Annotated in this window: 18 protein-coding genes; 6 read left to right on the top strand and 12 right to left on the bottom strand. The window is 63.1% G+C overall.

Annotated features, from left to right (window positions below; translation table 11 throughout):
* Positions 1 to 152: 152 nt before the first annotated feature.
* The 7 genes from IVB36_RS33570 to IVB36_RS33540 form a co-directional block, all read right to left on the bottom strand.
* On the bottom strand, positions 153 to 1,559 hold the full coding sequence (locus IVB36_RS33570) for a hypothetical protein (protein ID WP_085385855.1): 1,407 nt from the start codon (positions 1,557 to 1,559) through the stop codon (positions 153 to 155).
* Between the two features lie 274 nt (positions 1,560 to 1,833).
* Positions 1,834 to 2,619: a fumarylacetoacetate hydrolase family protein gene (locus IVB36_RS33565; protein WP_204510720.1), complete on the bottom strand. Its 786-nt coding sequence runs from the start codon at positions 2,617 to 2,619 to the stop codon at positions 1,834 to 1,836.
* Positions 2,619 to 3,638, bottom strand: coding sequence for a 2-dehydropantoate 2-reductase (locus IVB36_RS33560; protein ID WP_247394482.1), 1,020 nt, complete (start codon positions 3,636 to 3,638; stop codon positions 2,619 to 2,621). The genes IVB36_RS33565 and IVB36_RS33560 overlap by 1 nt, the downstream gene beginning before the upstream one ends.
* Positions 3,639 to 3,741: 103 nt before the next feature.
* Positions 3,742 to 4,167 (bottom strand): CBS domain-containing protein, encoded by a 426-nt coding sequence (locus IVB36_RS33555; protein WP_018458573.1) that lies wholly within the window; start codon positions 4,165 to 4,167, stop codon positions 3,742 to 3,744.
* A 174-nt stretch (positions 4,168 to 4,341) separates the two neighbouring features.
* The gene (oxlT, locus tag IVB36_RS33550) at positions 4,342 to 5,664 is read right to left on the bottom strand and encodes an oxalate/formate MFS antiporter (protein ID WP_018458574.1); all 1,323 of its coding nucleotides are present in this window, start codon (positions 5,662 to 5,664) and stop codon (positions 4,342 to 4,344) included.
* 255 nt (positions 5,665 to 5,919) lie between these two features.
* The gene (oxlT, locus tag IVB36_RS33545; RefSeq protein ID WP_026233613.1) at positions 5,920 to 7,206 is read right to left on the bottom strand and encodes an oxalate/formate MFS antiporter; all 1,287 of its coding nucleotides are present in this window, start codon (positions 7,204 to 7,206) and stop codon (positions 5,920 to 5,922) included.
* 251 nt (positions 7,207 to 7,457) lie between these two features.
* Positions 7,458 to 7,595, bottom strand: coding sequence for a hypothetical protein (locus tag IVB36_RS33540; RefSeq protein WP_018458576.1), 138 nt, complete (start codon positions 7,593 to 7,595; stop codon positions 7,458 to 7,460).
* A gap of 278 nt (positions 7,596 to 7,873) precedes the next feature.
* Here IVB36_RS33540 and IVB36_RS33535 point away from each other — a divergent pair, with 278 nt between their 5' ends.
* A complete protein-coding gene (locus tag IVB36_RS33535; RefSeq protein WP_247394479.1) occupies positions 7,874 to 9,205 on the top strand; it encodes an Hsp70 family protein in 1,332 nt (443 codons plus the stop codon).
* 39 nt (positions 9,206 to 9,244) lie between these two features.
* Here the strand turns inward: IVB36_RS33535 and IVB36_RS33530 are convergent, their stop codons facing one another.
* The gene (locus tag IVB36_RS33530) at positions 9,245 to 9,688 is read right to left on the bottom strand and encodes an SRPBCC family protein (RefSeq protein WP_026233614.1); all 444 of its coding nucleotides are present in this window, start codon (positions 9,686 to 9,688) and stop codon (positions 9,245 to 9,247) included.
* A gap of 398 nt (positions 9,689 to 10,086) precedes the next feature.
* Here IVB36_RS33530 and IVB36_RS33525 point away from each other — a divergent pair, with 398 nt between their 5' ends.
* From IVB36_RS33525 to IVB36_RS33515, 3 genes are all read left to right on the top strand, one after another.
* Positions 10,087 to 10,296, top strand: a complete 210-nt coding sequence (locus IVB36_RS33525; RefSeq protein ID WP_007593324.1) for a cold-shock protein — start codon at positions 10,087 to 10,089, stop codon at positions 10,294 to 10,296.
* Positions 10,297 to 10,393: 97 nt separating this feature from the next.
* Positions 10,394 to 10,636 (top strand): hypothetical protein, encoded by a 243-nt coding sequence (locus tag IVB36_RS33520; RefSeq protein WP_026233615.1) that lies wholly within the window; start codon positions 10,394 to 10,396, stop codon positions 10,634 to 10,636.
* Positions 10,637 to 10,690: 54 nt separating this feature from the next.
* Positions 10,691 to 10,915, top strand: a complete 225-nt coding sequence (locus IVB36_RS33515; RefSeq protein ID WP_026233616.1) for a hypothetical protein — start codon at positions 10,691 to 10,693, stop codon at positions 10,913 to 10,915.
* A 64-nt stretch (positions 10,916 to 10,979) separates the two neighbouring features.
* Here IVB36_RS33515 and IVB36_RS33510 read toward each other — a convergent pair whose 3' ends face one another.
* The 4 genes from IVB36_RS33510 to IVB36_RS33495 all read right to left on the bottom strand — a co-directional run bounded on the left by IVB36_RS33510 (position 10,980) and on the right by IVB36_RS33495 (position 15,382).
* Complete coding sequence (locus IVB36_RS33510) at positions 10,980 to 11,162, bottom strand: hypothetical protein (protein WP_007608360.1); 183 nt, start codon at positions 11,160 to 11,162, stop codon at positions 10,980 to 10,982.
* Positions 11,163 to 11,535: 373 nt separating this feature from the next.
* The gene (gene frc, locus IVB36_RS33505) at positions 11,536 to 12,813 is read right to left on the bottom strand and encodes a formyl-CoA transferase (protein WP_018458582.1); all 1,278 of its coding nucleotides are present in this window, start codon (positions 12,811 to 12,813) and stop codon (positions 11,536 to 11,538) included.
* Positions 12,814 to 12,877: 64 nt separating this feature from the next.
* Positions 12,878 to 14,611, bottom strand: coding sequence for an oxalyl-CoA decarboxylase (gene oxc / locus IVB36_RS33500; RefSeq protein WP_007608367.1), 1,734 nt, complete (start codon positions 14,609 to 14,611; stop codon positions 12,878 to 12,880).
* A gap of 78 nt (positions 14,612 to 14,689) precedes the next feature.
* A complete protein-coding gene (locus IVB36_RS33495) occupies positions 14,690 to 15,382 on the bottom strand; it encodes a GntR family transcriptional regulator (protein WP_162496371.1) in 693 nt (230 codons plus the stop codon).
* Positions 15,383 to 15,730: 348 nt separating this feature from the next.
* Between IVB36_RS33495 and IVB36_RS33490 the strand changes: the two genes are divergently transcribed.
* A complete protein-coding gene (locus IVB36_RS33490; protein WP_018458584.1) occupies positions 15,731 to 17,860 on the top strand; it encodes an acetate--CoA ligase family protein in 2,130 nt (709 codons plus the stop codon).
* Positions 17,861 to 17,921: 61 nt separating this feature from the next.
* Positions 17,922 to 18,764 carry an IclR family transcriptional regulator gene (locus tag IVB36_RS33485; RefSeq protein ID WP_018458585.1) on the top strand — a complete coding sequence of 281 codons (843 nt, stop codon included), beginning with the start codon at positions 17,922 to 17,924 and terminating at the stop codon, positions 18,762 to 18,764.
* Positions 18,765 to 18,854 lie beyond the last annotated feature (90 nt).

Below are 18,854 nucleotides of genomic sequence, written 5' to 3'. Positions count from 1 at the left end.
CGCCGTGCCCCCAGACACGCCTCACAGAAGGGCGGCCGAATGCGTCCACAGTGCGGCATCGGCGCGACATGTTGGCGGCATCTGCCGGCCGCGCGGAGATGTGATGTGTCTGAATGTTTCGGCGCGCTCTGCCCAGCCTACGCGACTCGGCCTCACCCGATCCGGTTCAGGCTGTTCCTGATCGTCGAGAAGATGCCGCCGATGTCTTTTCGCAAACCGTCGAGCGCGTTGAAACTGTCGAAGATGCGGGCGAGGCGGTCTTCGACCTCGCGTTTGCTCTTGGTCAGCGCGTCGACGCGCGAGGCGAGGGTGACGTCGCCGTTTGCCTCGATCTCGCCGACGGTTTTGGCGAGGAGGTCGTGCGTCGTGCCGACGTCCGCGATCATGGCCTCGATTCCGAACACGGGCGCCTTCAGCGGGACGAGGTCAGCCTGCGACTTCGACAGCTCTGTCTTGAAGGCGTTCAGCGTCGCCAGCGTTTCCTGTAACGCACCGAGGCGCTGGCGCGACTGGAGAACAAAATCGTTCAACGCATTCTGGCGGTCGGCAAGCGTCTTGCCCTCGGCGTCGATCTCGACACGGGCGAGCGAGCGTTCGAGCTGGGCCCGGCGCTCGCCGAGCTCTTCGAAGTCGAGCCCGATGCCTTTCAGGATGTGGAAGCTGTCGTCGATGCGGGCCAGGCGCTGCTCGATCTCGATCTTGTTCTTCGACAGCGTCTCGACGCGGGCGCCGAGCGGTGCTTCGCCGCCGGTTTCGAGCTCGTCGACGCTCTTGGCGAGGCGCTCATGGCTGAGGCTCAGCTCGCCGATCAACGCATTGAGGCCAGCGTCCGACGCGCGCAGCGGCACCAGCTCAGCGTGGGACTTCGCTAGATCGTCCTTGTACTGGTTCAGGGTCGCAAAGGTGTCCTGGACCGCGCCGACCCGGGACAGCAGCGTCGATACGTCGCCCGCGATGTCCTTGAGCCGGTCGGCGAGGTTGTTCTTGCGGTCGTCGGTCTCGAGGTCGTGCAGCGAGCGTTCGAGCTGGTTCTGGCGGTCGCGGATCTCAGTGAAAACCGGCTCGACCGCGCGGCGCTGCTCGGCGATCTTGCCGACCATATCGCGCAATTCCTGCTGGCGGCGGCGGATTTCGGCGAGCTGGTCGTGCATGTCGGTGGATTCGTTGCGGCCCCGCTGCAGCAGGGCGCGCTGCTCGGTCTCGCCCAGCTTGTCGTGCAGGGCGGAAACGGCCTCCCGGGGATCGCTCTCGATCAGGTGCTGGACGGTGGCGTCGAGGTGGTTCTGCAGGGCGTGGGCGACGACCACGTCCTCGCGGGTCTTCTTGAGGCGGTCGCGCAATGTGTCGAGGCGCCGGTCCTGGCGCGAGAGCCGCCAGGCGGAGGCGCCGATCAGTGCCAACGCCAAGGCCAGGATCGCGCCGGTCGCAACACGCTGCGGGACGGGCAGGCCTCCGAACCAGGCAGGCAGGTGGCCGACATCGTAACCGAGCGCCTGCTGGGCGAAGATCGCGATGGCAGTGAGCAGAACAAACCAGGCAACCAGGAAAAACAGCCACATCGTGACTTCCTCACGCCGGCACATTATCGCCATAATTGCTATTGGAGAGCGGAACCGAGATCAAGGGCGGCGGGAGCTTGCTGGATAGGTCCGGCCTCACGATCCACGGCTGAATGCGTCAGCCGATCGGTGGAGGGGGAGAGGCGCGTTTCCCGTGTTGGGGGCAGACGTTCAGCGCGCTGGTCATGCCCGGGCTTGTCCCAGGCATCCACGCGCCTCCGCGCCAACAGAACGTGGATGGCCGGGACAAGCCCGGCCATGACGGAGAGAGAAGCTACAGCCGAAACTCGTTGGTCAGCTCGCCGATGCCGTCGATCGCGACGGTCACAATGTTCACCGGCTCTTTCATCACGCCGACGCCGACCGAGGTGCCGACGGCAATGAGGTCGCCGGGGAGCAGGGTCATGTCGTGGGAGATCCTGCTGACCAGCTCCTGCGCGGTGAAGATCATGTCCGATATCGGATAGTTCTGTCGCTCCGCACCGTTGAGGATGGTGCGGACCACCAGCCTGACCGGATCGAGACCGGTCGCGATGACGGGGCCGAACGGGCCGTAATCGTCGATGCCTTTGGCCCGTGCCCATTGCGGGAAGGTCGGGTCGCTGGTCAGGATGTCGTTGGCGGTGATGTCGTTGACGCAGGTGTAGCCGAAGATGAAGCTGTCCGCTTCCGCCGGCGACACCCGGGCACAGGTCTTGCCGATGACGATGCCGAGCTCGCCTTCATACGTGGTCTTGCCATCGTAATAAGAGGGACGGCGGATCACCGCGCCTGGCGTCGTAATGCTGGTGGTGGCCTTCAGGAGGTAGAGCGGCTCCGGTGGCTCGGGCTGGTTGAGCCTGGCCGCGAGTGCATGAAAATTGTTCCAGAGCGCGACGATCTTGCTGGGCACGCAGGGCGCGAGCAGTTCGACCTCCGACAGCGCCAGCGTCTTGCCGGTGGCTGCATGGCGGCCAAACATCTCGCCCTCATGGACGCTGATACCCGACGACGTTAGCGTGCCGAAGCCGGTCGCACCGCTATTCCGGAAGCGGAGCCATTGTTTGATCTCGCCAGCCATCACGCCACCGCCAGTGCGCGCGGATCCGATGGGGTCGGGATGCCGTCGTAGAGACCGGCAATGCGGGCGCGCTGGGTCACCATCGCCAGCACTGAATCGAGGGCGGGGGTGGCGACGCCGGTGAGGCGGCCCATCTCCTGCACGACGGTGACGAGCGGGTCGATCTCCATCGGGCGGCAGCGCTCGAGATCCTGGAGCATCGAGGTCTTGTGCGCGCCGACCTTGCGCGCACCTTCGATGCGGCGCTCGACGTCGACGCGGAATTTGACGCCGAACGTTTCGGCGATGCCTTGCGTCTCCATCATGATCGCGCGCGACAGCGCGCGAGTGGCCGGATCGGTGCAGATCACGTCGAGCGTTGCATGGGTGAGTGCGCTGATCGGGTTGAAGCAGACATTGCCCCACAGCTTGAGCCAGATCTCGTCGCGGATGCGGTCGAGCACCGGCGCCTTCAGCCCGGCTGCGACGAAGAGATCGGCGAGGCGTTGCACGTCCGGGGTGATCTCGCCGGAGGGCTCGCCGAGCGGAAAGTTGTTGCCGTAGACGTGACGGATCACGCCGGGCGCCTCGATCTCGGTGGCGGGATAGACGATGCAACCGATGGCGCGCTCGGCGCCAATTTCGCGCCACTGCCGTCCGCCGGGGTCGATGCTCTCCAGCGTCGAATTCTCGTATTGGCCGCCGTGCTTGTAGAAGTACCAATAGGGGATGCCGTTGACGGCGGTGACGATGCGGGTGTGGGGTCCGAGCAGCGGCTGCATTGTCTCGATCACGCCGGTGATCGAGTGCGCCTTCAGCGTGATGATGATGTAGTCCTGCACACCGAGCTCGGCGGGATCGTCGGTGCAGCGCGGATGCACGGTGTGCTTCTCCTCGCCCGCGAGCAACGTCAGGCCGCGCTCGCGCATCGCGGCAAGGTGCGCGCCGCGTGCGACGAGGCTGACGTCGGCGCCCGCGCGCGCGAGCTGAACCCCGAGATATCCGCCGATTGCGCCGGCGCCGTAGATGCAGATCTTCATGGAATCCTCGCGAAGCAGCGGAAGCCGGATTTCGGGACGAAAGATCCGGTCCGGCTCGGAAGGTCCGAGCCGGGGACGGTAGTCGCAGGGGAAGTGAGACGCTTTAAGCTGCTTGCGGCGTGCCGTTGATCGCTTCGTCCACGAAGGAGGCGATGTCACGCATGCTGATGACCGAGACGAGGCTGTAATCGTCGATGACAGGCAGGTGCCGGATGTGATTCCGGTTCATCAGATGGCGGACGTGCTCGATCGTGTCGTTTGAGGTGCAGGATACGAGCTGCTGCACCGAGACGAGCTGCGAAACCTTGACGTTGACGGCATTGGCGCCGTGCTCGGCGACGGCGCGCACGACGTCGCGCTCGGTGAACATGCCGACCGCGGTGTTACCCTCGGAGCGGACCACGTCCTTCACCACAAGTGCGCTGATATTGTTGGCGCGCATCAGCTTGGCGGCGATACCCACCGTTTCGTTCATTCGCACCGTGACAACGCGCGGTGTCTTCTTGCGCAGAATGTCTCCGACCAGCATTGCAACCTCCCTGGGTGAATGATGCGGCAAGTGTGGTATACATAATGCCAATCGTCAAGCACTCGATTTGGCTGTTCCGAAAAATCTTGAGGCAACAATGCTGACGTTTGCCGTGAGCCAAAAAGAAAGAGGCGCATCGCTGCGCCCCCTGTCTCACCGTGCAAGGAGTGTTCGTTATGCCGTCTCGGTCTTGGCGTTCCCCGTCGCGGCGTTGGCGCTCTCGGCTTCCTTGCCGAGGATGAAGGAGCGGCGCATCGGCTTGATCACGAACAGCGCCGTCAGGGCCGCCGTCGCGTTCAGCGCGACTGCGACCACGAACACGGCCTTCCAGCCATACGTGGCCGAGATCACGCTGGCGAGCGGAACGAGCAGGGACGCGGTCCCCTTCGCCGTGTAGAGCATGCCGTTGTTGGTGGTTGCGAACTTCGAGCCGAAGGTGTCGCCGCAGGTCGCTGGGAACAGCGAGTAGATCTCGCCGAACACGCCGAAATAGACCGCGGTGGCGAGCACGAAGACGACAGGGACGTGGCCATAGGCCGACAGCGTCAGCAGCATCAGCGCGGCGGTGCCGAAGGCGATGAACATGGTGTGCTCGCGGCCGATCGTGTCGGAGACGAAGCCGAAGAACGGCCGTCCGAAACCGTCGAAGATGCGGTCGAGCGAGATCGCGAACGTCAATGCCGCCATCTGGAATCCGGCGAGCGTGACCGGCGTGTCGGCGATCTTGAAGTCGTGTGCGATCGGGGCGATCTGCGCCGCGGTCATCAGGCCGCCGGAGGCGACCATGACGAACACGAGATACATGACCCAGAAAATAGGGGTGCGCAGCACCTGGGGCGGGGTGAAGTCGATCTTGGTCTGCGGCAGATTGAGCTGCTTCTTCTTCGGCGGGATCGAGATCCGCGGCGGCTGAATGAAGAAGGCGAGCACGAAGACGATCACGCCCTGGCCGATGCCGAAGGTGAGGAACGCGTGCTGATAGCCGCTCGTTGCGATCATGGCTGCGATCGGCACGACGGTGAGTGCAGCGCCTGCGCCGAAGCCGGCGGCAGTCGCACCGGCGGCAAGGCCCCGGCGATCGGGAAACCATTTCAGCGCGTTGCCGACGCAGGTGCCGTACACGGCGCCCGCGCCCATGCCGCCGATGATCGCGGCCGCGTAGAGCAAGGTGAGGCTATCGGCATAGGAGTTGAGAATCCACGACAGCGCGATCATGACGCCGCCGAACATGATGACGATGCGCGGGCCGTATTTGTCGACGAACCAGGCCTCGATCGGCACCAGCCAGGTTTCGGTGACGACGAAGATGGTGAAGGCGAGCTGGATCGCGGCGCGTCCCCAATGGTGCGCGTGATCGATCGGATCGACGAACAGGGTCCAGCCATATTGCAGGTTGGCGATCATCGCCATGCAGACGATGCCCATGACCAGCTGGAGCCAGCGGAAACCTGTGCGGAGAGGCGCGGCCGTGACAGCGCCATCGGTGCTGGAAATCATCAAGAACCTCCCAAGCGCCTGTCTGGTTCGACACCGGTCGCAAGATGACCTGATGTCGCAATATTGTGGCTTATCGTCGCAAGCGCGGTGGCGACCTTGGTATACCATATTCCAGATTGCAAGCCCTATCTTGGCGCGCGCCTGAAAATTTGCGGAGTTCCTTTAGGGACGGCGGGTTCACGAAAACGTCGCGCACAACGAAAACGCCCGGCCGCGAGGCCGGGCGTTTTGCGCGAGAAGCGCTTTTGGAGCGCGTCAGACGGTCGATTGCGCGACCACGACCTTGCGCCAGGGCTTGAGCACCGCGATCGCCAGCGCCGAGGCCAGGATGTTGGCGCCGGCTGCGATGATAAACACGTTGTCCCAACTGCCCGACGACTGCTGCATGTAGTTGCCGATCGGGACCAGCAGCGCGGCCGTACCCTTCGCGGTGTAGAGCAGGCCGGCATTGGTGGTCGCGAACTTGGCGCCGAACGTGTCGGTGCAGGTCGAGGGGAACAGCGAGTAGATCTCACCCCAAGCGAAGAACACGAAGCCCGAGAGCAGCACGAACCAGAGCGGATCGTGGCCCCAGAGGTAGAGCATCCAGATGCCGATACCTTCCATGCCGAAGGCGATGAACATCGTGTTCTCGCGGCCGATCATGTCGGAGATCCAGCCGAAGAACGGACGCGTCAGGCCGTTGAGCACGCGGTCGATCGTGGCCGCGAAGGTCACCGCGGTCATCGTCACCGCCATCAGCGTGACCGGCACGTTGTCGATCTTCCAGTCCGCCGCGATCGGCTTCAGGTTCGCCGTCACCATCAGGCCGCCAGCGCCGACAATCACGAACATGAAGTACATCAGCCAGAAGATCGGCTGACGCAGCACCTCGGTCGGCTGGTAGTTGCGCCGGGTCTGCTGCAGATTGGCGTTCACGACCGCGTTCGGCACCTGACCTGCTTTCGGCGCGAGCAGGAAGAAGGCGAGGATGCAGATGATAATGCCTTGTCCGAGGCCGAAATAAAGGAAGGTGGTCTGGAAACCGCTGTCCTTGATCATGGCCTGGATCGGCGCGACGGTCAGCGCGGAGCCCGCACCGAAACCAGCGGCCGTGATGCCCGCGGCAAGACCGCGCTTGTCCGGAAACCACTTCAGCGCGTTACCGACGCAGGTGCCGTAGACGCCGCCGGCGCCGATGCCTGCGATGATCATGCCGAGATAGTAGCCGTTGAGCGTGGTCGCCTCCGCGTTGATCGCCCAGCCGGCGGCACAGAGCACGCCGCCGACCAGCACCACGATGCGCGGACCGTATTTGTCGACGAACCATCCTTCGATCGGCACGAGCCAGGTCTCGAACAGCACGAACAGCGTAAAGGCCCATTGGATCGACGCACGATCCCAGCCGAACTTCTTCTGGATGTCGGGGACGAAGAACGTCCAGCCGTATTGATAATTGGCGATCATTACCATCGCCGCGACGCCAACTGCCAATTGCGTCCAGCGATACGTGTCGCTAACGCGCGCGGCTGTCGGGGCGGTTGCTTGCACCATGTCCGTCATAAAGCCTCCCGTGGCGCCTCTCATTTTTCTGCGAGCGCTGGAACGGCATTCTTGTATGCATTATGCCAAGCTTCAAGCGCTGGTCCGGTCACCGTGCGCAAATGCCGCAGGACCTTGCCCGGTTGCGGCTGTGACTCAGGACAGCACAAGTAGAAATGGCCCCGTGATCCGGGGCCATTCATCAAAAGTAGTATGCGGACTGATCTAAAACCGTCTCCCGCTGCGCGCGCAGGCGCGGGCGGCTGTCCGGCCTACAGGCCAAAGCGCGGCAGGTCGCCGTTGTGATTCGAGATCTCGGCGCTCGCCATCAGGAGGCGGTCGATCGTTGCCATCAGGCGGGCGAACAGCGTGGAGGAGGGCGCGAGAGCGACGGAAGCGGTCTTGGACATCGGAAATCCCTTTCTCGAGACGGTCAGTAGTGCTGTCTCATTTCGAAAGGGAATTTATGTATACCAGATGCCAATGTCTATGCATGCCATTGCATAGCAGCATTTAGCTCTTCGCATTGCAGCATAATAATCAGTCAAATGGGCCGATTTGAGCGGGATATGCCCAAAGCCGGCCGAAACTGAACCATTTGACCGTCGATATCCAAAAACGGAGCCTTGGCAGCGGCACATGAAGCCGTTAGTGGTCTGCCCCCTCCAATCATCTGTCAGAGTGGTTCATGTCGAGCGCCTCGCCCGCCGTCTCGATCGGCATCGATTTTGGGACCAGCAACACGGTCGTGGCCCTTGCGGCGGACGACCGCCGGGTCGAGGCCATCCGCTTCGACCATGGTGAGCAGCGCCACAGCGTCTTCGTGTCAGCGCTGTGCTTCTGGGAGGACCGGCCGGGAGCCGGCGCCCAGGCTGAAGGCGGCCCGTGGGCGATCGAGCAGTTCCTGGAAGGACGCCATGTCTACCGCTTCCTCCAGTCGTTCAAGACCTTTGCCGCAAGCTCCAGCTTCAACACCACCCAGGTGTTCCGGCAGCGCTACAAGTTCGAGGATATTTTGGCGGCGTTCCTGCGGACGCTGGCGCGGCATGGCGGCGATAAATTCGGCTTCGAGACGTCCACCATTACAGTCGGTCGCCCCGTCCGCTTCGCCGGGGGCAATCCCGACGAAGCGCTGGCGATGCAGCGCTACCGGGCCGCGTTCGAGCGCCTCGGCGCCGGCCACGCCCGCTATGTCTACGAACCCGTGGGCGCGGCGTTCTCCTTCGCCCGCCGGCTGGAGCGCGATGCGACCGTGCTGGTCGCGGATTTCGGTGGCGGCACCAGCGATTTCTCGGTGATGCGGTTCTCGCGTGCCGGCGGCGCCTTGCGCGCCGAGCCGCTCGGCCATGCCGGCATCGGGATTGCGGGCGACACCTTCGACTACCGTATCGTCGATCACGTCGTCTCGCCGCGGCTGGGCAAGGGCTCGAGCTTCCGCTCGTTCGACAAGGTGCTGCCGATCCCCACCGGCCACTACACTAATCTCGCGCGCTGGCATCAGCTCGCGATGATGAAGAGCAACGGCGACCTGCGCGAACTCCGGGAGCTTGCGCGCACCGCGGTGAAGCCGGCTCTGCTCGAGGATTTCATCACCATCGTCGATCTCGACCTCGGCTTTGCGCTGTACCGCGCGGTGTCCGACGCCAAGGTCGCGCTGTCGGCCCAGGATCAGGTGGAGTTCCGCTTCAAAGGAGGCGGGGTCGATATCGGCTCGACTATCACGCGGAAGAATTTCGAAGCCTGGATTGCCGACGACATCGCGAGGCTCGGGGCCATCGTCGACAAGGTGCTGGGCGAAGCCGGCATCACCGCGCGCGAGGTCGAGAAGGTGTTTTTGACCGGCGGCACGTCTTTCGTGCCGGCCGTTCGAAAACTGTTCGCCGAGCGGTTCGGCAACGAACGGCTGATGTCGGGCGATCAGTTCGAGTCGATTGCGTACGGCCTTGCTTTGATCGGACACAGCCCGGACCCGGACCGCTGGACCGCAAGCGGCGGGCTCCAGTCGAGGGCGGGCGCGTAGCCTACGGTCACGCGGCCGCCCCTAAGTCGCGTCCGATCGCTATTGCTTGATCTCAGGCTCGACGAGCTTCGCCAGATTGCGCAGCGATTCCTGCCAGCCGAGATAACAAGCCTCCGGCGGGATGACGTCGGGGATGCCGGCCTGCGTGATATCCAGCTCGGTGCCTACGGATACTTTCTTCAGGATCACGGTGACCTGGATCTCTCCCGGCAGATTGGGGTCGTCGAACCTGTCGGTGTAACGGAGACGTTCGCCGGGGACGAGCTCGAGATATTCGCCGCCGAAGGCGTGGCTGTTGCCCGTCGTGAAGTTACGGAACGACATCTTGAACGTGCCCCTGACCTTCGGCTCGAAATGATGGACGGTGCAGGTGAAGCCATTCGGCGGAAGCCATTTTGCCAACGCATCCGCCTCCAGGAAGGCGCGATAGACTTTCTCCGGGCTGGTCGTGAGAACGCGGTGCAGGCGGACAGTGCTGGGCATGATCATTCTTCCTCATGAATCGCCGGGCTCGACGTGGGCGTCTACTGCCCGTTCATGTCCAGATGACGAAGGAGATGCTGCCGATCCGACGCGGCGTCTCGATTTTTTTTGATGGATCCACGCATGGGGCGCTCGGCAGCCTTCGAGAGCAGCTCGCCGGGGGGCGAAAGATGAGCGCTGAATAGCGCGCGTCCTGCACCTACCGCCGGGCTCCCGAGCCGTTAAATTCCGTCAAGCCTTGCAAATGGCGAGGATGAGGTATACGTTGAGGCTGTTCGTTCAGCCGCTGTGCCTTGTTGAATGCGCCCGCGGGCTCCTTTTCCATAGACATCGACGAATAGAATTTGTTCTGCGTGACGATCACGCGGAACCTGCGCGTATGCGCTTTGGAGAAGAAAATGACGACAGGTACTGTAAAGTGGTTTAACGGCCAGAAGGGCTTTGGATTCATTCAGCCGAACGACGGCGGCAACGATGTGTTCGTTCACATCAGCGCGGTCGAGCGGGCTGGTCTTGCAGGTCTCGCTGAAGGCCAAAAGGTCAACTTCGAACTCAAGACCGACAAGATGCGGGGCAAGGTCAGCGCTGAGAATCTCTCGCTGGCCTAAGCCTTGGTGCCGTTTCACGGATGTACTGAAACGGCCATGCCACCCGCTCGATCCCAGGATTGAGCGGGTTTTTGTCCGTTGCAGAGCAGGGTGAATAATGAGCGCCAAGAGACCGGCCGAACCGTCACCCGAAAGCATCGCGCGTTCTAACCGTCAGCGTTTGGCCGCTGAGGAAGGCGCGCGGGCGATGGTGGACGTTGGAAAGCAAGCCGTCGATGTTCGCAAGAACATGGCGCGGCTTCGAGAGCTGCGCCAGGCCAAGGAAGCGGCAGACGCCGCCCTTCAGGCGTCGCTGCCGCCGCCCGTCCCGACGAAGCGCAAGAAGAAGGTGACGCCATAACTGGCTTCCATTGCGCCGAGGACAATTTGGAGAGGGCCGATCACATGCCAAAGAGTGCGGGTCGTGCCTAGAATAAAGTCGGATGGCGGTGGCACCATCACCTTCTTTCTCGCGCTTGGCGCGGGACGACAGATGTGCCGTCTTGCGACGACGTTCCTGACGCAGAAGCAGGCTTTCAGTTATCTTCGCAAGAACCGGACCGAGTTCGAGCGCATGGCGCGGGCGCAGCTCGCTTCTGGTGCAGTCGAAGACGGAATCGTCGTGCTCTCGATGCTGTAGACCAGGCGGATTTCGGCGCCCCGCCTTTAGCGGAATTCGCGGTCGGAGTCTGGGATCGTCGTGCCTATTCGGAGCCGCTTCCCGGCTTCGCCTCCCGGGCCAATCGCTCCGCTTTCAGCCGTTCGCGATTCTCGTTGAAGGAGTTCTGGTCCTTCGCATAGTCATTGATCGGCTTCTGCGTTGTCGCAGGCTTGAACGCCTTGTTGGCTTCACGCTTGGCGCGATCAGAGGATTGATCTTTCGACATTTAAGCCCTCAATTTGATCAACGAGCGTGGTCCTGGCGAGTGCCGGACGCGACGCCACCCGTGCCCGAACTGAAAGGCCGACTTGCCATCCTCGGAAGCGAAGGCGACCAGTTCTTCAGCGTGGGGCAGGGTCTTTGCGAGGCGTGCTGCACTCGCCGTGGAGATGGCATGCTGGCATTTCCGGCATGCTCGCATTTCCGGGAGCACACCGGTCGAGGGAGCAACGGCCGGCCACCGCATCTGTTCCTCGCGAACCAATCTTTAATCCAGCCTTGGCGGCGCGGCAAGCGCGCCGATCGTGCGATGCAGCCTTTGCGCGCCAACAAAAAGGCCGCCGAAGCCGGCGGCCTTTCGCGTCGTGAGATAAGCCCGCTTATTCGGCGGCCTGCTTCTGCGGCGGATCGAGCGCGCCGGACTTGTGGATATCGGCGACCTGATGGTCCGAGAAGCCCAGCACGGTGCGCAGGATCTCGTCGGTGTGCTCGCCGAGCAGCGGGGATCGCTCCACCTCGCTCGGGGAGTCCGACAGCTTGATCGGGTTGCCGACGGAGATGTACTTGCCGCGGGTGGGGTGGTCGACCTCGACCACGGTGCCGGTCGCGCGCAGCGACTGGTCCTCGGCGATCTCCTTCATCGACAGGATCGGGCCGCAGGGAATGTCGTCCTTGTTGAGGATTTCCATCGCCTCGAACTTCGTCTTCGTCATCGTCCATTGTTCGATGCGGCCGAAGATCTCATTCAGGCGCGGCAGGCGGACGGCCGGCTTGGCGTAGTTCGGATCGGTCTTCCAGGAGGGCTCACCGATCACGTCGCAGATCTTCTCCCAGACCGGGGCCTGGGTGATGAAGTAGATATAGGCGTTGGGATCGGTCTCCCAGCCCTTGCACTTCAGGATGCGGCCGGGCTGGCCGCCGCCGGAATCGTTGCCGGCACGCGGCACGGCATCGCCGAACGGAATGCCTTCGCCGAACTGGCTGTATTCCTTGAGCGGACCATGGGCGAGGCGCTGCTGGTCGCGCAGCTTGACGCGCGCGAGATTGAGCACGCCGTCCTGCATCGCGGCGGTGACGCGCTGGCCCTTGCCGGAATGGGTGCGCTGATAGAGTGCGGTGACGATGCCGAGCGCCAGATGCAGACCGGTGCCGCTGTCGCCGATCTGCGCGCCGGTCACGAGGGGCAAGCCGTCGCGGAAGCCGGTGGTGGAGGCGGCGCCGCCGGTGCACTGGGCGACGTTCTCATAAACCTTGCAGTCCTCGTATGGTCCGGGACCAAAGCCCTTAATAGAGGCGACGATCATCTTCGGGTTGATCGCCTGGATCTTCTCCCAGGGGAAGCCCATGCGGTCGAGCACGCCGGGGCCGAAATTCTCGACCAACACGTCGCACTTCTTGATGAGCTCGGTGAGGACTTCCTTGCCCTTGGGGTTCTTGGTGTCGAGCGTGATCGAGCGCTTGTTGTGGTTGAGCATGGTGAAATACAGGCTGTCCACATTCGGGATGTCCTGCAGCTGGCCGCGGGTGATGTCACCCACGCCCGGGCGCTCCACCTTGATCACGTCGGCGCCGAACCATGCGAGCAACTGCGTGCAGGTCGGCCCGGACTGGACGTGGGTGAAGTCGAGAATGCGAACGCCCTCGAGCGCTTTTGTCATCGTGTTGCTCCGTACTCTGATCTACCCCTGCACCCGCAGGGACCTTGTGGGTTGACGGGGATGCTTACTTCTTCTTCTGCAGAACGCTCTGCGGATTGAGGTTGCCGATGCGGCCGCTCTCGGAACCGGCGGCCGGATCGATCACGGCGTTGATGAGCGTCGGCTTGCCCGAAGCCATGGCCTCGTTGACGGCGCGCTTGAGCTCGTCCGGTGAGGTGGCATTGACGCCGACGCCGCCGAAGGCTTCCATCATCTTGTCGTAGCGGGCGCCCTTGACGAACACCGTCGTCGCCGGATCGGCGTTGGCGCCGTTGACGTCGGTGCCGCGATAGATGCCGTCATTGTTGAAGATGACGACGCAGATCGGCAAATTGTAGCGGCAGATGGTCTCGACCTCCATGCCGGAGAAGCCGAAGGCCGAGTCGCCTTCGACCGCGAGCACGGGATGGCCGGTCTCGAGAGCAGCCGCGATCGCCTGGCCCATGCCAATGCCCATCACGCCCCAGGTGCCGACGTCGAGACGCTTGCGTGGGCGATACATGTCGATGACGCCGCGGGCGAGGTCGAGCGTGTTGGCGCCCTCGTTGACGAGGATCGCCTCGGGATGATCCTTGATGACGTTTTTCAGCACGCCGAGCGCGCCGTGATAGTCCATCGGCGATTTGTTGTTCATGAGCTTCGGCGCCATCTTGGCGACGTTCTCTTCGCGCTTGGTCGAAATCGCCTTGGTCCATTCGGCAGGCGGGGCGGTCCAGCCCGAAGCCATCGCCTGGTTGAAGGCGGAGACGACCGAGCCGATGTCGCCGACGACGGGCGCGACGATCTCGACGTTGGAGTCCATCTCGCGCGGTTCGATGTCGACCTGGATGAACTTCTTGGGCGCTTCGCCCCAGTTCTTGCCCTTGCCGTGCGAGAGCAGCCAGTTCAGCCGGGCGCCGATCAGCAGGACGACGTCGGATTCCTTCAGCACCGTCGAGCGGGCAGCGCCTGCGCACTGCGGATGGGTGTCTGAGAGGAGACCCTTGGCCATGCTCATCGGCAGGAAGGGGATACCGCTCTTCTCGACGAAGGTTTTGATCTCCTCGTCGGCCTGCGCGTAGGCCGCGCCCTTGCCGAGGATGATGAGAGGGCGCTTTGCGCTCTTCAAAACATCAAGCGCGCGCTTGATCGAAGCGGGCGAGGGGATCTGCGCGGGAGCCGCGTCGATTACCTTGACCAGCGACTTCTGGCCGGCATCGGCGTTCATCACCTGGCCGAACAGCTTTGCCGGCAGGTCGAGATAGACGCCGCCCGGACGGCCGGAGACGGCAGCACGGATGGCACGGGCAAGACCAATGCCGATGTCCTGGGCGTGCAGCACACGGTAGGCTGCCTTGCACAGCGGCTTGGCGATCGCGAGCTGGTCCATCTCTTCATAGTCGCCCTGCTGGAGGTCGACGATCTCGCGCTCGGAGGAGCCCGAGATCAGGATCATCGGGTAGCAGTTGGTGGTGGCGTGGGCGAGCGCGGTGAGACCGTTGAGGAAGCCGGGCGCGGAGACGGTGAGGCAGATGCCGGGCTTCTTGGTGAGGTAGCCGGCGATGCCCGCCGCATAACCGGCGTTCTGCTCGTGGCGGAACGAAATCATGCGAATACCGGCCGCCTGCGCCATGCGGCCCAAATCCGTGATCGGGATGCCCGGCACATTATAGATGGTGTTGATGCCGTTCAGCTTGAGCGCGTCAATGACGAGATGAAAACCATCCGTCAATTCCTGCTCGGTGCCCGGTGCTTCGGACTTGGTCGCGGTATTCAGCATGGGCCTTGTCTCCCTGGTCTCAAGATGCCGTTTCAGGCTTTTGGGGGCGATGCCTCGCCCTTTGGTGAACGTTGCCGGCTAGAAGAGTTCCTGACCATGCGCTTCGACGTAAGCGGCAAGGCCAAGGGTGTGATCGCGGGCGCGCTTCTCGGCGAGCTCGGTATCGCGCGCCTCCAGGGCTTCGATCATGCCGAGATGCTCGGGAAGCGACGTCGCGGTGCGGTCCTTGCGTCCGATGGTCAATTGCCGATAGCCACGCACATGCAGCAGCAAGTCGTTGGTGAGATCGACCAGCACCGGTGATTCCGACAGCGAGATCAGCGCCTGGTGGAAGGCGATGTTGGCGCGCGAATATTCCTCGACGTGATCCTCGGGCAGGCGATCCTTGCCAAATTCCTTGAAGTAGTCGCGCAGCGCCGTGATGTCTTTCTTGCGCGCTGTGGCGGTGATGAGGCGAGCCGCCATGCTCTCCAGCGCCGCCCAGGCGCGGATCATGTCGACGATCTCGCTCTTGGTCCTTCGGACCACCATGATGCCGCGGCGAGGAACCGTCTTCACGAAACCGTCTTGCTCTAGCATCGCGATGGCTTCGCGGATCGGCGTGCGGCTCACGCCGAGGCGCTCGGACAACGCGCGCTCGTCGAGCATGACGGGTTCGGGCGTCGAGTAGATGTCCATCTTGAGGATGGCTTCCTTCAAGGCGTCATACGCCTTGTTCTTGAAGCTCGACTCCGGGGCAATACGAACGATTGCGATATCTGCCTCGGCCATGTTCGGCAACGCCTTGGTTGGTTTCCGCAGTGACACGACGAATCTCCTCCAGTGGGAGTCGTCTTTTACAGGATTATTAACGGGAAAGTTTTTGGCATACCAAATACCAGAATGTCAAGCTGCCTATTTTTTGCAGCGTTCTAAGGTGCGCTGCAGCTTGACAAGTTGGCTTCTGGCATACCAAATGCCATCGCCAGCCATTTTTGATCCAAGCCGGCGGAGTAATCTCGGCTTTATGCCACTCCGTTCCGCGACATGGAACAGAGCGCGGCGAATGGAAAGCATCACGGGCAGCCGCAACGCGCGCGCGCTTTGAGAACGCAAGAACCAAGGTCAAGGGAGAGCCACATGTCCAATTCCAAAGATGCCGTCCGCAAGGTGCTTGACCAGGTCAAGGCGGACAAGCGCACCAGCCTGACCGCGCCGGAAGGCAAGCTGGTCTGCGACGCCTACGGCATTGCGGTGCCGAAGGAGGGTGTGGCGAAGTCGGCCGGCGAGGCCGGCAAAATGGCCGCCTCGATGGGGTTTCCGGTGGTGATGAAGATCGTCTCGCCGGACATTCTCCACAAGACCGAAGCCGGCGGTGTCATCGTCGGCCTCAAGACGGCCGAAGACGCCGAGAAGGCCTACGAGACGATTCTCTCCAACGCCAGGAAGTACAAGTCCGATGCCAAGATCGAGGGTGTCCAGGTGCAGCAGATGCTGGCCGGCGGCACCGAAGTGATCGTGGGGTCGATCACCGACGCCTCGTTCGGCAAGCTGGTTGCCTTCGGCCTCGGCGGCGTGCTGGTCGAAGTTCTGAAGGACATAACCTTCCGCCTCGCGCCCGCGACCAAGCAAGATGCGCTGTCGATGCTCGACGGCATCCAGGCGCATGAGATTTTGAAGGGCGTTCGCGGTGGCGAGCCGGTGAACCGCACCGCGCTTGCGGATGTCATCGTCAAGGTCTCGCAGCTCGTCACGGATTTCCCCGAGATCGTCGAGCTCGATCTCAACCCGGTGTTCGCGACGGCCAAGGACGCCATCGCGGCCGACGTCCGCATCGTCGTCGACTTCGCTTACGTGCCCAAGCCGAAGCCGCGCCCGACCGAAGAGATCGTCGCGGCCATGAGCCGCATCATGCAGCCGAAGGCGGTTGCAGTGGTCGGCGCTTCAGCCGAAGACGGCAAGATCGGCAATTCCGTGATGAAGAACCTCATCAACGGCGGCTACAAGGGCGACATCTACCCGATTCATCCCAAGGCCGCCGAGATCCTCGGCTACAAGGCGTATAAGAGCGTCAAGGACGTGCCCGGCGTGATCGACACCGCGGTGTTCGCAATTCCCGCGAAGTTCGTGGCCGCGGCGCTCACCGAATGCGGCGAGAAGAAAATTCCCGGCGCGGTTCTGATTCCGTCGGGCTTCGCGGAAGCCGGCGCGCCGGAGCTCCAGGCCGAGATCGTCGAAGTCGGCAAGAAGTACGACATCCGCCTGATGGGACCGAACATCTACGGCTTCTATTATACGCCTGCCAACCTCTGCGCGACCTTCTGCACCGCCTATGATGTCAAGGGCCACGCGGCACTGTCTTCGCAATCGGGCGGCATCGGCATGGCCATCATCGGCTTCTCCCGTTCGGCCAAGATGGGCGTGTCGGCGATCGTCGGCCTCGGCAACAAGTCCGACATCGACGAGGACGATCTGCTCGCCTTCTTCGAGCAGGATCCGAACACGAACCTGATCGCGCAGCACTGCGAAGACCTCAAGGACGGCCGCGCCTTTGCGGAAGCCGCAAAACGCGTCTCCAAGAAAAAACCGGTCATCGTGCTCAAGGCCGGCCGCACCTCCGCCGGTGCCAAGGCGGCCTCGTCGCACACCGGCGCGCTCGCCGGCAACGACAAGATCTACGAGGATGTCCTGGCCCAGTCCGGCGTGATCCGCGCCCGTAGCTTACGGCAGCTGCTCGAATTCGCGCGCGGCGTGCCGGTGCTGCCGACGCCGAAGGGCGAGAACGTGCTGATCATTACCGGTGCAGGCGGTTCGGGCGTGCTGTTGTCGGACTCCTGCGTCGACAACGGCTTGTCGCTGATGTCGATGCCGCCGGATCTGGATGCGGCCTTCCGCAAGTTCATCCCGCCGTTTGGCGCGGCCGGAAATCCCGTGGACATCACCGGCGGTGAGCCGCCGATCACCTACGTCAACACCGTAAAACTCGGCCTGACGGACGAGCGCATCCACTCGCTGATCCTCGGCTACTGGCACACCATCGTCACGCCGCCGATGGTGTTCGCCCGCAACATGGTCGAGGTGAAGAAGGAGATGGAGGCCAAGGGCTTCGTGAAGCCGATCGTCGCCTCGCTCGCCGGCGACGTCGAGGTTGAGGAAGCCGCCGAATATCTCTACCAGAACGGCATTCCGGCCTATGCCTACTCGACCGAACTGCCGGTCGAGGTCCTCGGTGCCAAGTACAAATGGGCGCGCGGAGCAGGGCTGCTCTGAGCCGACGATGCCGCTTCACCTCTCCCCGCGCGCGGGGAGAGGTGAGAACAGTCAGGTCGCGATGGGCAGGAACGTGATCCGGCGCAAATCGATCGAGCCCCGATCGCCATCGGCGGCCGATCACGACGCGCGCGACGGCGGCGTGCAGTCCGTCGATCGCGCGCTGTCGATCCTCGAGACATTGTCCGAAGACGACGAAGGCTATCGCCTCAGCGATCTCGCCGTCCGCACCGGGCTCTCGGCCTCGACCGTGCATCGCCTGCTGGCGACGCTGGAAAGCCGCCGCTTCGTGCAGTTCGACCGCGCCGAATCCAAATGGCATGTCGGCGTGCGCAGCTTCACGGTGGGCGCGAGCTTTGCGCGGCGGCGCAATTTCAGTGCCCAGGCCATTCCTTACTTGCGCAAGCTGCGTGATCTTACCCGCGAGACCGCCAATCTCGCCGTGGTCGACGACGAGTTCATCATCGTGCTGACCCGGATGGAGAGCCGCGAGATCATGCGCTCGCTGACCCAAGTCGGCGGCCGCGTTCCGATGGTGACCTCCGGCGTCGGCAAGGCGGTGCTCGCGACCTATTCCGACGAGGACGTCGGCGCCGTCATCCGCCATCACGGCATGCCACGCCTGACCGAGAAGTCGATCGTGCGGCCGAGCGACCTGTTCAAGGAGCTCGAAAAGATCCGCAAGCAAGGCTACGCGCTGGATGATGAAGAGGCCTGCATGGGCCTGCGCTGCGTTGCAGCGGTGGTCTACAACGCCTGCGCCGAGCCGCTTGCTGCGATTTCGGTGTCCGGCATGACCAGCCGGCTGACCGATCAGCGGTTACCGGAAATCGGGCAAATCGTCCGTGATGTTGCCGCCGAACTGACGGCAGCGCTCGGCGGGGCAATTCCGACGCCCCGCTAATCGGAAACCGGGAGTATGTCACTGGACAGTGTCGGCCGTTTTGGCTGATATGCGACCAAACGACACGATGCGGCAAACGTCCGCATGAGC

The organism is Bradyrhizobium sp. 35 (assembly GCF_023073215.1).
Taxonomy (GTDB): Bacteria; Pseudomonadota; Alphaproteobacteria; order Rhizobiales; family Xanthobacteraceae; genus Bradyrhizobium; species Bradyrhizobium canariense_D.
Note: the sequence above shows the minus strand (reverse complement) of the source record. Positions and strands in the feature narration are given on the sequence as shown.

Bases quoted from the DNA above. Each gene is read 5' to 3' on its own strand.
- IVB36_RS33560 (WP_247394482.1), bottom strand. From the start codon at position 3,638: ATGAAGATCTGCATCTACGGCGCCGGCGCAATCGGCGGATATCTCGGG.
- IVB36_RS33520 (WP_026233615.1), top strand. From the start codon at position 10,394: ATGAGCGCCAAGAGACCGGCCGAACCGTCACCCGAAAGCATCGCGCGT.
- IVB36_RS33525 (WP_007593324.1), top strand. From the start codon at position 10,087: ATGACGACAGGTACTGTAAAGTGGTTTAACGGCCAGAAGGGCTTTGGA.
- oxlT (WP_026233613.1), bottom strand. From the start codon at position 7,206: ATGACGGACATGGTGCAAGCAACCGCCCCGACAGCCGCGCGCGTTAGC.
- IVB36_RS33540 (WP_018458576.1), bottom strand. From the start codon at position 7,595: ATGTCCAAGACCGCTTCCGTCGCTCTCGCGCCCTCCTCCACGCTGTTC.
- oxlT (WP_018458574.1), bottom strand. From the start codon at position 5,664: ATGATTTCCAGCACCGATGGCGCTGTCACGGCCGCGCCTCTCCGCACA.
- IVB36_RS33555 (WP_018458573.1), bottom strand. From the start codon at position 4,167: ATGCTGGTCGGAGACATTCTGCGCAAGAAGACACCGCGCGTTGTCACG.
- frc (WP_018458582.1), bottom strand. From the start codon at position 12,813: ATGACAAAAGCGCTCGAGGGCGTTCGCATTCTCGACTTCACCCACGTC.
- IVB36_RS33490 (WP_018458584.1), top strand. From the start codon at position 15,731: ATGTCCAATTCCAAAGATGCCGTCCGCAAGGTGCTTGACCAGGTCAAG.
- IVB36_RS33495 (WP_162496371.1), bottom strand. From the start codon at position 15,382: ATGGCCGAGGCAGATATCGCAATCGTTCGTATTGCCCCGGAGTCGAGC.
- IVB36_RS33485 (WP_018458585.1), top strand. From the start codon at position 17,922: ATGGGCAGGAACGTGATCCGGCGCAAATCGATCGAGCCCCGATCGCCA.
- IVB36_RS33530 (WP_026233614.1), bottom strand. From the start codon at position 9,688: ATGCCCAGCACTGTCCGCCTGCACCGCGTTCTCACGACCAGCCCGGAG.
- oxc (WP_007608367.1), bottom strand. From the start codon at position 14,611: ATGCTGAATACCGCGACCAAGTCCGAAGCACCGGGCACCGAGCAGGAA.
- IVB36_RS33535 (WP_247394479.1), top strand. From the start codon at position 7,874: ATGTCGAGCGCCTCGCCCGCCGTCTCGATCGGCATCGATTTTGGGACC.
- IVB36_RS33570 (WP_085385855.1), bottom strand. From the start codon at position 1,559: ATGTGGCTGTTTTTCCTGGTTGCCTGGTTTGTTCTGCTCACTGCCATC.
- IVB36_RS33510 (WP_007608360.1), bottom strand. From the start codon at position 11,162: ATGTCGAAAGATCAATCCTCTGATCGCGCCAAGCGTGAAGCCAACAAG.
- IVB36_RS33565 (WP_204510720.1), bottom strand. From the start codon at position 2,619: ATGGCTGGCGAGATCAAACAATGGCTCCGCTTCCGGAATAGCGGTGCG.